The sequence below is a fragment of the Vibrio sp. B1FIG11 genome, assembly GCF_905175335.1.
Classification (GTDB): Bacteria; Pseudomonadota; Gammaproteobacteria; order Enterobacterales; family Vibrionaceae; genus Vibrio; species Vibrio campbellii.
Genome location: NZ_HG992752.1, coordinates 642,942 through 656,590, shown reverse-complemented (window position 1 = coordinate 656,590; position 13,649 = coordinate 642,942). Strand labels below are relative to the sequence as shown.

The window sequence follows — 13,649 nt, the reverse complement described above, 5'->3', positions numbered from 1 at the left end:
CAACGTCATAAATCTAGGAGGTATTATGAAAATCATCATCTTACATGGTCTTTATATGCATGGACTGGTCATGCAGCCTCTTAGCCAAAAGCTGAAAAAGCTAGGCTACGAGACCCAAGTATTGAGTTACAACACGGTTTCAATTAACGAAGAATCACTGTTCGGCTCGATCGACAAAGCGCTTAACCCACTGACTGCAAATGTGTTGGTGGGTCATAGCCTAGGTGGCTTGATGATTAAACGATACCTTGCAAGCAGAAAACCATCGTCAAATCTGGTGTCCCACGTTGTGGCAATTGGCTCACCATTGAAAGGGGCATCTATCGTCACTCGCATTCAAGATTTAGGTTTCGGTGCGATGCTTGGTAATTCTCCCTATCATGGTCTTAATAAGCACGAGGATGTTTGGACTTTCCCGCAAAAACTCGGCAGCATCGCGGGAACGATGGCGATTGGTGCAAGGCCGATTCTAATGCGCAGAGACAACACCATGTCTGACGGAACGGTGACTGTAGACGAAACACGCTTAGAAGGCATGCAAGATCATATAGAGACGAAACAAACTCATACTAGCCTTATCTACAACACCTATGTACCAATGCAGATCGATCACTTTATCAAAACTGATCACTTCAGCAGATAGCGCACTTTTCCATCAAGTAGTTGTAATCTACTTTTCAAGCCAAGGCGTTCGCAGTACTATCTCTACTCCGACCACTCAATTGAGTATCGGAGTTTTTTACTTCTGACCTTATTGGTTGGATTCAATGTTCTCAGGGCGGGGCGAAATTCCCCACCGGCGGTATACTCTTTTGAGTGAGCCCGCGAGCGCTCGATTCGTCGAGGTCAGCAGATCTGGTGAGATGCCAGAGCCGACGGTTATAGTCCGGATGAAAGAGAATAAGAAAACATCAGTAGTTTCCTCAACATTCTTTGTTGATGAGCTCTGATGAACTTCTTTTTGGATCGCATTTTTATTGCGTGGGTTTGTGCTAACTTACCGTTGGCGGCTCAGTGCATGCATAAAATGTGACGATCCCTCATACCGCCCTGATTCTGGTGATATTTAGGAGTTAACCATGAATCAGTCATCACTACTTGCCGAATTTGGCGACCCAATTACTCGCGTTGAAAACGCACTTATCGCACTTAAAGAAGGCCGAGGCGTACTTCTTCTCGACGATGAAGATCGTGAAAACGAAGGCGACATCATTTATTCCGTAGAACACCTAACTAATGAGCAAATGGCTCTGATGATCCGCGAATGCAGCGGCATTGTTTGCCTATGTCTGACCGATGCTCAAGCAGACAAATTGGAACTGCCACCAATGGTTGTGAACAACAACAGCGCAAACCAAACGGCTTTCACGGTTTCTATTGAAGCGAAACAAGGTGTAACCACTGGCGTTTCTGCCGCTGACCGCGTAACAACCATCAAAACAGCAGCAAACCCAAATGCAAAACCAGATGACTTGGCTCGTCCTGGTCACGTGTTCCCTCTACGCGCTCGTCCCGGTGGCGTAATGACTCGCCGTGGTCACACAGAAGGCACTATCGATCTGATGCAAATGGCAGGTTTACAGCCTGCTGGTGTGCTGTGTGAGGTGACAAACCCAGATGGCACCATGGCAAAAGCACCAGAAATCGTTGCGTTTGGTCGTTTACACAACATGCCAGTACTGACCATCGAAGATATGGTGGCTTACCGTAATCAATTTGATTTAAAGCTTGCATAATCGACACGTCGTCAATCTCGATAAAAGCCGCTGAATTCAGCGCTTTTTTGATCGATTTGATTCCTTTTCTAGTAGTTATACTTAGTAAAAACAAAAGGAATCAACATAATGAAGGGAATCACTCTCAACGCACTTATCGCAACACTACTCTTCACCAGCCCTATGGCTTTTGCATCGATCTGTCCAGATATCTTGCAAGGAAAGCAAAGACTTCTCAATTCAACGGAAGAAATAGCGCTGTGTGATGCCTTCAGAGGCAAGACACTGCTGGTTGTGAACACGGCGAGCCAGTGTGGCTTTACTCCCCAGTTCGAGCAGTTGGAACAACTACACCAAACTTATAAAGATCAAAACTTTGCCGTTGTGGGATTTCCTAGTAACGACTTTCGCCAAGACCGCGGCAGCGAAGAGAAGACTGCGAAAATCTGTTACCTCGACTATGGCGTCACCTTCCCTATGATGGCGCGAACCTCTGTTCTTGGTGAGAACGCAAACCCAGTATTTGCCGAGATAACCAACCAGGCGGGCGTTACACCAAAATGGAATTTCTACAAGTTCCTCATCAACAAAGACGGCAAAGTTGTTGCGACCTTTCCAAGTTCAACTTCTCCGACAAGTACTACGCTTACTAACATGATTGAACAGCAACTATAAGGAAAGCTGCCATGGCGACTACACGTACGACAATGCTGCAATTGGGCTATTTAGGACTACTGCCATTTATGTTCAGCTTGGTTCTCATCGTTACGGAAAGGACTCTATTCAACTTATCTGGGGAGCAGTTTTTTATCGCTTACAGTGCAGTGATTTTGAGCTTTCTCTCCGGTGTACTTTGGGGCAATGCGATTGATCATTTCTATCATCGACTAAGCCGTAATGCCTTGGTGCTCAGTAACTTATTTGTACTACTCGCATGGGGAGCGCTACTACAAGGTAACAAACACTATGTGATTGCGACGCTGTTACTCGCTGCTGGCTACATTGCAGTGTGGTATGCAGAAAAGCTGATCCGAAAAGTGGAAAAGGAAGCCGAACCAAAAGGTTACCAGATGATGAGAGGAAAGCTCACTACAGGTGTAGTACTTATGCATGGGCTGGTTTTAATTGCTTAAACTGGTCTGTCCACCTACCAGATCACAAAATTAACCGAGTTATATAAAACAATGTTCATTTCGTGAAGCGTGTGTAATTTTGAACACCGTTTTGTTTTAATTATGAATGGATGGTCATATAAGTATCTCAAAAGCATTCACAAAGGATATGAATATGTTTTTTCGTAAGCTTCTTTTCAGTACCGCAGTAATCAACGCAACAGCAGGTTGTGTGTCCTACCAAGCTCAACAAGCTGCGGTCAATACAGTGAATACCACTGGCGTGGTTTTAAACAACGTCGTGAAAACCACGATCGCTCAACCATGTAACGTAGCGGTTACCGTCGCGAGTTTGTTCTACCCAAATGCGATTTTTATGACCGATATGCCAACTGCCGCTTGTACAGCAGTCCTACGCTAAAGAACAACAGAACATAAAAAATGGCGACCTGATTGGTCGCCATTTTTTCTTCTCGCCGTTAAAGCGTAAGTAGGTAGTTCACCAAATCATTGTACTCATCGTAGCTACGAATCTCGTTTGGCAACACAATATACTTGTTGTTCACTACCACTCCAGGAACGCCGGTCAATGTGCTTTGTTTAAACTGCTTATCAAAGCCTTTCTGCATCGAGTTCACAGCGAAGCTGTTGTATGCAGCATCAAACTTCTTACCATCGACCCCATTATCAACGAAGATTTGCTTCAACTCAGCTTCATTTTGAGGTGCTTGACGCTTCTGGTGAATTTGCGCAAACATCGCTGGTACCATTGTTTTCTCAACGCCTAGTGACACCATCGTCGCGTATGACTTAGCCATTGGTACTGCCATGTCACTCCCCATGAAAGCAACATGCACTTTCTCAAAACTTGCATCTTTTGGCAGAGCAGGCTTTAGGTTATCGATGACAGATTCAAATTTGTAACAGTGTGGGCAATAGAAAGAAAAGAACTCGGTTACCGTCGGTTTCTTCGCCTTCTCCACATCCAATACTTTGTAATGTTTGCCTGCTTCAAATTGCGCAGCGTGAGCAGTGAATGCCAATAATAGAGTGCTGCAAAGTGCAAAAAGCTTTTTCATGTTTGATTCCTTCAGACACAAGTGTGCCGTATTCATTAGTTAATAATTTAAGCATCCAGCAAAGCTGGTCAGGGATGAACAAGAAGGTCAAACAATAGGAGGACGGTAAGGCTTAAAAGCCACAACCACTGTTTTAGGTGTCGGTGATTTATCGATCAGTGCAAGACTGTACGGTAGTAAGACGACATCATCTTGCAAGAGATTGGTGGGTATTTTGACGATACAAGAAGAACTGCAACTAGTATGAGCTTGCTTCCCTTTCTCCATCAAGTGATCACCATGGTGTGATTCAATACAGTCTGTATTGTCCACTCCCATTTTTTGATGAAGCTCAGATGCTCGATCTTTGCTTATACTCACTTCGATTGGTGCCGTTGCTGCACGCACGCTCGACGCAACACCCGTTAGCAACATGGCTAATAGACAGAGCATTGTCATCATGAATGTGCGGTTAAAACTCAGCATATAACTTCTTCAAAATACGGTGGATCTTCATCATACAGAATCCTTCTTTTCATACAAGCCAATCACTTAGTGCCACCTTCACAAACCAGAGGATTCTTACGCCCTATACCGACCGCAATGCCGATAAAACTTGAAATCACTATGAAACCTGAGTAATAGTTAGATCAGTTTTTGTACAAACAAGGAAAGATTAATGCTTAAAAAGAGATTCTTTAAAACAAAAGATGAAGTCGAAGTCACGTTCGAGCTAGACAAAAACCAGTGGGAGTCGATTCAAATTGCGGGTGATTTTAACAACTGGCAACCAGAACCAATGAAGCTCGTGAAAAAAAAGTGGCCAATTTAAATTTAAAACGCGCTTGCCGAAAGAACAAAATATCCAGTTCCGCTACCTATTTAACGAAGCCGAGTGGGAAAACGATCCACAAGCGGACGCATACGTACCAAATGGCTTTGGAAGCGATAACAGCGTCGTGTGCACCCAAGAGAAGATCGCTTAATAACGCAATTCAGAAACAAAGGCGCACCGAGTGCGCCTTTTTTATTGTCTAATTTTCATTGAGTTATTGCTCATTGTTGTTGTATGACAACAGTGTTTTAACTGAAGTGATATATATCAACAAAATCCATTTCCTTAATATACCTCCATCGCAGCGAGACAGGTGTTATCAACTGAAAGTCGCTCTCAAATAAAAGCTATTCCTAGCGATGGCTACTCTTAAAACAATTAAGGAAACAAAAGATGAAAAAACTGATTGTAATCACAGGTGCAAGTTCTGGTATTGGCGAAGCTATCGCACGCCGTCTAAGCGATGAGGGTCACCCACTTCTTCTTCTTGCTCGTCGTGTAGAGCGCTTAGAAGCACTAAACCTGCCAAACACGCTATGTGAGAAAGTAGACGTAACAGATAAAGCTTCATTTGAAGCAGCAATTGCGAAAGCGGAAGAGAAATTTGGCCCTGCTGACGCACTAGTAAACAACGCAGGTGTGATGCTACTTGGTCAAATTGACACACAAGAGGCATCAGAATGGAAACGCATGTTCGACGTGAACGTACTTGGTCTGCTAAACGGCATGCAGTCTGTGCTAGCACCAATGAAAGCACGCAATAGTGGTACCATCATCAACATCAGCTCGATCGCCGGTAAAAAGACGTTCCCAGATCATGCTGCTTACTGTGGTACTAAATTTGCCGTTCACGCAATTTCTGAAAACGTTCGTGAAGAAGTGGCAGCATCAAATGTTCGCGTAACAACAATCGCACCGGGTGCAGTAGAAACTGAACTGCTTTCTCACACTACATCACAGGAAATCAAAGATGGGTACGGTGCATGGAAAGAAGATATGGGCGGCGTTCTAGCTGCTGATGACATCGCACGTGCAGTTCTGTTTGCTTACCAACAACCACAAAACGTTTGTATCCGTGAAATTGCACTAGCACCAACTAAGCAACAACCTTAATTTCTACGATTCTAAGACGAAGAAATTCAAAAAGCGGCTTTAAGCCGCTTTTTTTGATCTTTGCTTAGTCTTCAGCCTTTTAGTATATGAGAGGGCCATAACTGTCACATCCAGGACTTTCCTTCCACTTATCTCACTTCCCCTCTACAAATTCATCATTGATATCTATAAATCTCCTCTGACTCTTTGTCTTTATTGAAATCACTGGCGAATTTGTTTAAGTTTCAGGGATAATTCCTACAAGCGCATCACGGCTATGAACGTACAAGACACCAAGCAATCACTTATCATCGTGGAAGATGACCCGAAACTGCAGGCTATGCTATGCGAATACTTTGAAGGACAAGGCTTTGAAGTTCGCAGCATAGACAACGGAACAGATGCGCCAGAGGCGATTCTGGAAAGTCAACCGGACCTGGTGCTTCTCGACTTAATGCTACCAGGGCAAGATGGGTTGAGCGTTTGCCGTCAGATTCGCGAATGCTACAAAGGCAAAGTGTTAATGCTCACCGCCAGTGACGATGATTTTGACCACGTTGCTGCCCTTGAAATTGGTGCAGATGACTTTGTTACCAAGCCAATCAAACCACGTGTCTTGCTAGCCCGCATTCGAATGCTTTTACGTCGCAAAGAAGCGGCAAATGCAGATTCTGACACCTGTTTAGAAGTTGGGGTTCTATCCCTCAACCGCCTGCGTAAGGCTTGTGCATTCAACCACGAACCGATCGCGCTCACCGACGGTGAATTTGACTTACTTTGGGTACTCGCAAGCCATCCTGAACAAACCCTTTCTCGCGAGTGGCTTACTAAAACATTACGTGGTATCGAGTATGACGGCACGGACCGTACCATTGATAACCGTGTGGTAACGTTGCGTAAAAAGCTGGGAGATACGACAACACCACCTCAGAAGATCATTACAGTGCGTGGTAAAGGTTACTTGTTTATGCCCGACGCTTGGAACGCATAATGAAGCGAATTTATTTAGAAAGCTTCCTTGGTTTGATCATTCTTTTTGTCGCAAGCTTGGTTGGGTATGAGGTAATTGTTTATCAACTCAATACCGACTACGACTACTTACTAGAAGAGCACGAAGCACAAGCTTTCCATGAGCTGATTTACCCGATTTATCAGGAAAAAGGCGAAGAGTACACAATTCAACAACTCGAGAAGTTCGCTACCTCTAGCCATATGTTATTGATTGCCGAGGAAATGAAAAGCGTTCCTTCGCAGATACAACAAGTGTTTGATGAAGATCCCTCCATCAATACTGCCTTTGATGAGGAGCGGGACTTATGGTTCCGCTTCGAGCCCGGTTCACCCACGTTTAAATTAAGTCAAAACCCCAATAGCCCCATCATTCAAGCAATCAACTTTGATGACAACATTGTGTGGCTTTTCTTTCTCGCGGGCTTTGCGCTCTACTGTGTCCTATTGATTTGGTTTTTGAGCCGTCGCGTTCGTGAGCTAGAAAAGGTCACCATAGCCTTTGCCTCTGGTGATTTTAATGCAAGAGCAGATACGTCTAGCAGCAAATCCGTTGGTACGCTGAATAAAAGCTTCAACCATATGGCCGATAAAGTATCGCGACTGATCACTACCAACAGAATGCTGACCAATGCGGTAGCGCATGAGCTACGCACGCCTATTTTCCGTCTCCAGTGGCAAGCGGATCTGCTTGCTGACGCTTCATTGAATCAACAGCAGCAAAAGTATGTCGACAGTATTGTGGAAGACATTGATGAGATGGAAAGCATGGTTGAAGAGCTACTGTATTACGCGAAGATGGAACGACCAAATACCGAAATTCAGACATCATCCGTCGCACTATCAAGCTTTACCCAATCGCTTTTACCCAAGTGGCAACGCGACACACAACTTTCTGTCTTGATTGATGACTCGAGTTCACCAATGACGACCATTGAGGCCGACCCCCAATTACTGAAACGCGCTTTAGATAATCTACTGCGAAATGCAATGCGTTATGCTCAGAACCAAATCGTACTAGAGATCGTCGAGACGCCTGAGAAATCATGCATTCGCATTCATGATGACGGTTGTGGTGTCGAAGAAAAAGATTGGCCCCATTTGTTTGATGCGTTTTATAGTGCCGACAAATCACGTAACAAGAGCACCAGTGGTTTTGGTTTAGGGCTTGCCATCGTCAAACAGATTGTCGAATTACAAAAAGGAGAAGTCTACATTTCGCACAGCCCGTACGGCGGCGCATGCTTTACGATCTGCTTTCCTAAGTAAATTCATAAACTTATCAACAATCACATTATCGAGATTACAAAAGGCGACACTTCTATACAATCGGCCGACAGTTCCCCTCAATAAAACAGTGTACATTTAATCCATTAATTCACTGAAATAATGGATCAGCGCAATGTATAAACCATTTCTTCTCGTCACTCTTTCTTCCGTACTAACGGCGTGTGCGTACAATCAAGCACCCGTTGTTGATATGACCGATGTCGACCAAGCGCAATACGAACAAGATTTTGCCTATTGCCAAGGCTACTCAGAAAAAGTGGATAAAGGCGAAGCAGCAAAAACAGAAGCACAAAATGGTGCAATCACTGGCGCATTAGTAGGTGCAGTTGCCGGCGCACTGGAGGATGGCATCGGTGGTGCTGCTGTAGGCGCGGTGGCGGGTACGGCAGTTGGCGCAGGCGCAGGTGCCGTTGGTGGTGCAAATGACTCGACCAAAACTCAAGCACTTGTTCTACGCAAGTGTCTAGCTAATAAAGGCTACACCGTCTACGACCTAGAGTCATAGTGTATAAATCCGCATCAATTAGACAAAATTTGGTGTCGGTGCGTATCTTTTTCACAAATGTTTCACGCCCGATCCATTAGTTTCATGTTTTCCCAATTCGATGCACTTCTGTCATCAGGGGAGGCTTTATCCCTCGAAGCGCCCCTCTTTTTAGGCTTAGCAGTTAAAAGGCCATATTTTGAAACCAGGTAAAACAGGCATTCGCCGGATATTGGACGCAACCGGCTACTCACTCCAAGGATTGAAAGCTGCGTGGATTCACGAAGCCGCTTTCAGACAAGAACTGGTACTTACATTCGTACTATCTATCTGTGCATTTTTGCTTCCTGTCACCATGCTCGAACGAACAATGATGATCAGCAGCCTACTACTAGTGGTCATCGTTGAATTGATTAATTCCGCCATCGAAGCGGTTGTAGACCGTGTCAGTGATGACTGGCATGAACTCAGTGGACGAGCCAAGGATATTGGCTCTGCAGCGGTTTTCGTTGCGCTTGTTCTCGCCCTATTTGTTTGGGCGTCAATTTTACTTTAGTTACACCGAAGCGGATCAATTATGAAGACAATTGAACTCCCAACTAAAGGTATCTCGTATGTTACCTTTACATTCTTACTCGCTTTGTACTTCGCTCTTGTAGTAAACATTCCGATTTACAAAGAGTTAGTACACATCTTCTCAAGCCTTGATCAAGTCAAGATCGGTTTTATTATTACAATTCCTATCTTCTTTTTTGCCGCTTTGAATTTCCTGTTTAACCTATTCAGCTGGCCTTGGATCAGCAAGCCTTTCTTTATCCTATTGTTGATAACATCGGGCATGGTGAGCTACGCAAGCTACAACTATGGCACCCTGTTCGATACGGATATGATCACCAACATCGTAGAGACGGACAGCAGTGAAGCCAGTTCATACTTAAGTGCCTACTCAGTTATCTGGACACTGATTATGGGAGTTGTTCCCGCTATCTTGGTCTTCAAGGTGAAGCTCAAGCCTATAGAAGGTAAATGGCTTCGATTTACATTAACTAAAGCCGTATCTATGCTGGCTTCATTGGCGATAATCGCCGTGATTGCAGGTTTGTACTACCAAGACTATGCGTCTGTCGGCCGAAACAATAGTTACCTAAAGAAAGTCATCATCCCCACTCAGTATGTGTATGCCATCTCTAGCTATGTAAAAGAAAATTACCTAACGACGCCAGAGCCTTACCGCGAAATTGGTACGGATGCAAAACAGTCCCAACTAGCACTGGAACAAGCCAAAGAAAAACCGACGCTGCTTGTCTTTGTGCTAGGTGAAACGGCACGTACTCAAAACTACCAAATCAACGGTTATGATCGTGAAACCAACCCGTACACCAGCAAGTTAGACGTAATTTCATTCCAAGACGTCTCTTCTTGCGGGACGGCGACCGCGGTTTCTGTGCCTTGTATGTTCTCTCAATTACCTCGCAGTGATTTCGACCGTAGCAAAGCAGATAACCAAGATAATGCCTTAGATATCATGCAGCGCGCAGGCATCGATCTCATGTGGAAAGATAATGATGGTGGTGATAAAGGCGTCGCTCATAAGATCAATAAGATGGATGTGGAACGCAGCAAGAAAAACACGCTTTGTAACGGCAATACCTGCTACGACATGGCGCTGCTGGATAACTTAGATGATCAAATCGCGGGCATGAAAGGTAACCGCCTTGTTGCGTTACACCTCATTGGCAGTCATGGGCCGACGTATTTCCAACGTTACCCGAAAGACAAAGCTTTCTTCCAACCAGACTGTCCTCGTGCAGACATTGAAAACTGCAGCGTTGAGCAAATCGTTAACTCCTACGACAACACGATTCGCTACACAGACTTCGTCTTGGATCGAACCATTGCGAAATTGAAAACGTTAGAAGACAAATACAATACCGCGATGATCTACGTCTCTGACCACGGTGAGTCTTTGGGCGAAAATGGCTTGTTCTTACATGGCATGCCATATGGGTTGGCACCAGATTTTCAAAAACGCGTACCCATGATGGTTTGGATGTCTCCTGGCTTTAAACAAGCCAAACACATCAATGCCGATTGCTTGGCACAAGAAGCCCAGCAAACCGCAACGCACTCACACGATAATGTCTTCCACTCATTGTTGGGCATTATGGATGTAGAAACCAATGCCTACGACGGCGCTTTAGATATCTTTAAGACTTGTCGTCAAAGCTAATAATCATATTCATAACCAAAAGGAGGGGGATATTTACCCTCTCCTACTTCGAACCATAAGCATTCAAATCAACATCTATGGCTAGGTGGAAAATTTCATGCAATACAAGGTTCTATAATGAAAAAACAAACACTCATCGCAATCTCAATAACAACCGCCGTTCTTTCAGGTTGTGGGAATGACAATCAACCATCGCTCACCCCAGACCCGATACAAGCCGTTCATGTTCAAACCATTAATCTCGTCGACTTTGGGAAAAACCAATATTCAGATGTGCAGTTAAAAGCTTACGAGAATGGAAAAGAGCAGCTCATGTACTCTGACATCATTCAATATGGAGCTTCCTCATCAAGCCTTTTGATTGCTCAACAGACAAGCAACACCACTCCTTATACCTTCAAACTTTTTGATACAAACTCACAAAATGAGTTAGCCCAAAAGAAACTCACTTTAAACTCGGGTGACCACAAGATCGTGTTCGCTTTCGGTGACGTAGATAAGGGCTATTACGAACTGTCGGTTCAAAACAAACCTAATATTTCCAGTGCCTCCTCAGACGAAGTTCCAATCTATATTTTAGACTCAAGCGACGTGACAAAAGGTTCCCAAACAAGCGTCACCGTCGAAGGGAAAACGATCGATAGTCTTCCAAAAAAAACGCTTTCTAGCGCATTGAATGTACCTAAAAACAAGCAAGAGATGACGGCAACATTTACTCACAATGGCATCAGTAAAACTTGCAAATTTAGCACTAAAGACACACCTCAAATGGTTATTCTTGACCCTTACAACCGATGCTATGGCTTGAGCTTCCTAACATCGTTTGCGGATTAATACGTTACCTGCGTATTACGGTACGCAGGATTCATTCATTAATACAAAATTATCGATAACCTGCTCATAAAAGAGGAGCCAAATTCAAGTTATACTCTTTTCCTGCAAATAGAACGTCGAAAGAAGAACTCAAAATGAAAATTGGCATCATTGGCTTGGGCGACATTGCTCAAAAAGCTTACCTTCCTGTTATCACTCAACTTCCCAATGTAGAGTTGGTATTTTGTACCCGCAATGCGAACGCACTCAACGCGCTCGCTCAACAGTATCGAATCGCAGAAACCAGCCAAGACTATCAACAATTGGTTGGCATGGGCGTAGATGCGGTCATGATTCACGCCGCTACCAGCGTTCACCCTCAAATTGCCGCTTTCTTTTTAGAACAAGGCATCCCGACCTTCGTCGATAAACCTTTAGCTGATAGCGCCGCAGAGGTAGAAAAGCTTTACGATATTGCAGAGCGCGTGAAACAACCTTTGTATGTTGGTTTTAATCGTCGTCACATTCCGCTCTACAACCAGCATATGTTTGGAGTACAGCGAGGTGAACTTTCAGGCCTGAAATCACTGCGTTGGGAGAAGAACCGTCATCAATTACCCGGTGATATTCGCACGTTCATTTTCGATGACTTTATCCACCCTCTCGATAGTGTAAACATCACGGCTAAAGCCGATCTGCAAGACGCCTACATCACACATCAAATGGATGGTGACCAACTGGCGCGCCTTGATATCCAATGGCAGCATGGTGACACACTGCTTCATGCATCAATGAACCGCCAATTTGGTATCACGACGGAGCGTGTTCAAGCTTGCTACGCAAACAAAGCGATGGAGTTTGATTCGTTTGTTGAAGGGAAACTGTGGCAAGACAATCAGGAGCAGAAATTGAGCTTAAAAGATTGGACGCCAATGCTAACCAGTAAAGGTTTCCATTCTATGTTGCTAGATTGGTTTGAAGTGATTCAATCAGGCAACATCGCACCTGAAATCGTCGCACGCAATATTGCTAGCCACCAACTTGCAGAAGCGATTTGTCAGCATATTGAACAAACCGTGCATCGATAACTAAGCACTAAAACGAGCGCGGAACGCTTTGGGAGCCAATCCCATTGTTTTGATGAACACTTTGCGAAACGCGCTCGCGTCTTGATACCCAACTTGATAAGCAATCACCTCAAACGCTAAGTTGCTCGATTCGAGTAAATCACACGCTTTTTGCACTCGAAGATGTTGTAGGTATTGATTCAAGTTCAAACCTGTGGCTTTTTGAAAACGTCTTTGTAGCGTTCGTTCAGTCAAACAACTGATTTCTGATAGAGATTGATTTGAAATCGCTTGTGAGAAGTGGTCCGCCATGTAATGTTGAACATTCAGTACCGCACTATCTCCATGTTGCAAATTAGGCATGAACTGCTGATAGAAGCGTTGCTCTCTCGCGCCTGTATCAACTACCAGCATCTTTCCCAGTAAACGCATCACCGTCGGCGTGCTTAACTGAGAAACAAGCTCTAGTCCCAAATCAAGCCAAGACATCATGCCACCAGCAGTAATAACACTGCCTTCGTTGATTAAAATTGACTCCTGCTTCATTGCCACATGAGGGAATTGCTCTCGAAACAATCCCGCTAATGCCCAATGCGTTGTGCACGTTTTGTTGTTCAGCAAACCGGTATGAGCAAGAATAAAGGCACCAGCGCAAGCTGAAGCGACAATTGCCCCTGCGCTATGTTGCTCCGATAGCCAAGCCATTAGTTGTTGATTGGGCGCTAAATAATATTGCTCTTCACCACTAGGTGGTAATAAAACCACCGAGTATTCCTTATGAGTATGCGTGCTTTCTACATTGATCATTTCCGTACAAAAGCGCTTCCCAACCCCTACTTCAATGGCGGCACGATTTGCTGTTTCAAACAGCTCCAGCAAGCCATAAATCGACGCTTTTGAACTGCCCGGATAATCCACAATTGCAATATTAAACTCTTGCATACT

16 protein-coding genes, 1 pseudogene and 1 riboswitch are annotated in these 13,649 nt (G+C 44.4%); of the genes and pseudogenes, 14 read left to right on the top strand and 3 right to left on the bottom strand.

Annotation, left to right across the window (positions count from 1 at the left end):
- The first annotated feature begins 25 nt into the window (after positions 1 to 25).
- The 5 genes from KHO06_RS19795 to KHO06_RS19775 all read left to right on the top strand — a co-directional run bounded on the left by KHO06_RS19795 (position 26) and on the right by KHO06_RS19775 (position 3,248).
- On the top strand, positions 26 to 643 hold the full coding sequence (locus KHO06_RS19795) for a cob(I)alamin adenolsyltransferase/cobinamide ATP-dependent adenolsyltransferase (RefSeq protein ID WP_005433397.1): 618 nt from the start codon (positions 26 to 28) through the stop codon (positions 641 to 643).
- A 122-nt stretch (positions 644 to 765) separates the two neighbouring features.
- Positions 766 to 906, top strand: a riboswitch (FMN riboswitch).
- 173 nt (positions 907 to 1,079) lie between these two features.
- Positions 1,080 to 1,736 (top strand): 3,4-dihydroxy-2-butanone-4-phosphate synthase, encoded by a 657-nt coding sequence (ribB, locus tag KHO06_RS19790; RefSeq protein ID WP_005433496.1) that lies wholly within the window; start codon positions 1,080 to 1,082, stop codon positions 1,734 to 1,736.
- 108 nt (positions 1,737 to 1,844) lie between these two features.
- On the top strand, positions 1,845 to 2,390 hold the full coding sequence (locus KHO06_RS19785; RefSeq protein WP_212583210.1) for a glutathione peroxidase: 546 nt from the start codon (positions 1,845 to 1,847) through the stop codon (positions 2,388 to 2,390).
- Between the two features lie 11 nt (positions 2,391 to 2,401).
- Complete coding sequence (locus KHO06_RS19780) at positions 2,402 to 2,848, top strand: DUF3429 domain-containing protein (RefSeq protein WP_045370607.1); 447 nt, start codon at positions 2,402 to 2,404, stop codon at positions 2,846 to 2,848.
- Positions 2,849 to 3,002: 154 nt separating this feature from the next.
- Positions 3,003 to 3,248, top strand: coding sequence for a hypothetical protein (locus KHO06_RS19775; RefSeq protein WP_005433479.1), 246 nt, complete (start codon positions 3,003 to 3,005; stop codon positions 3,246 to 3,248).
- A gap of 58 nt (positions 3,249 to 3,306) precedes the next feature.
- Here the strand turns inward: KHO06_RS19775 and KHO06_RS19770 are convergent, their stop codons facing one another.
- Together KHO06_RS19770 and KHO06_RS19765 are read right to left on the bottom strand one after the other, a co-directional pair.
- Positions 3,307 to 3,906 (bottom strand): thiol:disulfide interchange protein DsbA/DsbL, encoded by a 600-nt coding sequence (locus tag KHO06_RS19770; RefSeq protein ID WP_050919097.1) that lies wholly within the window; start codon positions 3,904 to 3,906, stop codon positions 3,307 to 3,309.
- An 87-nt stretch (positions 3,907 to 3,993) separates the two neighbouring features.
- Positions 3,994 to 4,371 carry a hypothetical protein gene (locus tag KHO06_RS19765; RefSeq protein ID WP_005433438.1) on the bottom strand — a complete coding sequence of 126 codons (378 nt, stop codon included), beginning with the start codon at positions 4,369 to 4,371 and terminating at the stop codon, positions 3,994 to 3,996.
- A gap of 193 nt (positions 4,372 to 4,564) precedes the next feature.
- Here KHO06_RS19765 and KHO06_RS19760 point away from each other — a divergent pair.
- From KHO06_RS19760 to KHO06_RS19720, 9 genes and pseudogenes are all read left to right on the top strand, one after another.
- A pseudogene (locus KHO06_RS19760) lies at positions 4,565 to 4,871 on the top strand (isoamylase early set domain-containing protein).
- A gap of 242 nt (positions 4,872 to 5,113) precedes the next feature.
- Positions 5,114 to 5,833, top strand: coding sequence for an SDR family oxidoreductase (locus KHO06_RS19755; RefSeq protein ID WP_212583209.1), 720 nt, complete (start codon positions 5,114 to 5,116; stop codon positions 5,831 to 5,833).
- Positions 5,834 to 6,089: 256 nt separating this feature from the next.
- Positions 6,090 to 6,803 (top strand): response regulator transcription factor, encoded by a 714-nt coding sequence (locus KHO06_RS19750; RefSeq protein ID WP_005433512.1) that lies wholly within the window; start codon positions 6,090 to 6,092, stop codon positions 6,801 to 6,803.
- Complete coding sequence (locus KHO06_RS19745; RefSeq protein ID WP_005433576.1) at positions 6,803 to 8,089, top strand: ATP-binding protein; 1,287 nt, start codon at positions 6,803 to 6,805, stop codon at positions 8,087 to 8,089. The genes KHO06_RS19750 and KHO06_RS19745 overlap by 1 nt, the downstream gene beginning before the upstream one ends.
- Before the next feature lie 133 nt (positions 8,090 to 8,222).
- Complete coding sequence (locus KHO06_RS19740; protein ID WP_051117472.1) at positions 8,223 to 8,615, top strand: glycine zipper family protein; 393 nt, start codon at positions 8,223 to 8,225, stop codon at positions 8,613 to 8,615.
- A gap of 178 nt (positions 8,616 to 8,793) precedes the next feature.
- Entirely contained in the window at positions 8,794 to 9,150 is a 357-nt protein-coding gene (locus KHO06_RS19735) for a diacylglycerol kinase (RefSeq protein WP_212583208.1), read from the top strand.
- 21 nt (positions 9,151 to 9,171) lie between these two features.
- Entirely contained in the window at positions 9,172 to 10,824 is a 1,653-nt protein-coding gene (locus KHO06_RS19730; protein ID WP_212583207.1) for a phosphoethanolamine--lipid A transferase, read from the top strand.
- 117 nt (positions 10,825 to 10,941) lie between these two features.
- Positions 10,942 to 11,658: a hypothetical protein gene (locus tag KHO06_RS19725; RefSeq protein ID WP_212583206.1), complete on the top strand. Its 717-nt coding sequence runs from the start codon at positions 10,942 to 10,944 to the stop codon at positions 11,656 to 11,658.
- 134 nt (positions 11,659 to 11,792) lie between these two features.
- Positions 11,793 to 12,725 carry a Gfo/Idh/MocA family oxidoreductase gene (locus KHO06_RS19720; RefSeq protein ID WP_212583205.1) on the top strand — a complete coding sequence of 311 codons (933 nt, stop codon included), beginning with the start codon at positions 11,793 to 11,795 and terminating at the stop codon, positions 12,723 to 12,725.
- On the opposite strand, the gene KHO06_RS19715 is transcribed toward KHO06_RS19720, so the two are convergent.
- The gene (locus KHO06_RS19715; RefSeq protein WP_212583407.1) at positions 12,726 to 13,646 is read right to left on the bottom strand and encodes a helix-turn-helix domain-containing protein; all 921 of its coding nucleotides are present in this window, start codon (positions 13,644 to 13,646) and stop codon (positions 12,726 to 12,728) included.
- Positions 13,647 to 13,649 lie beyond the last annotated feature (3 nt).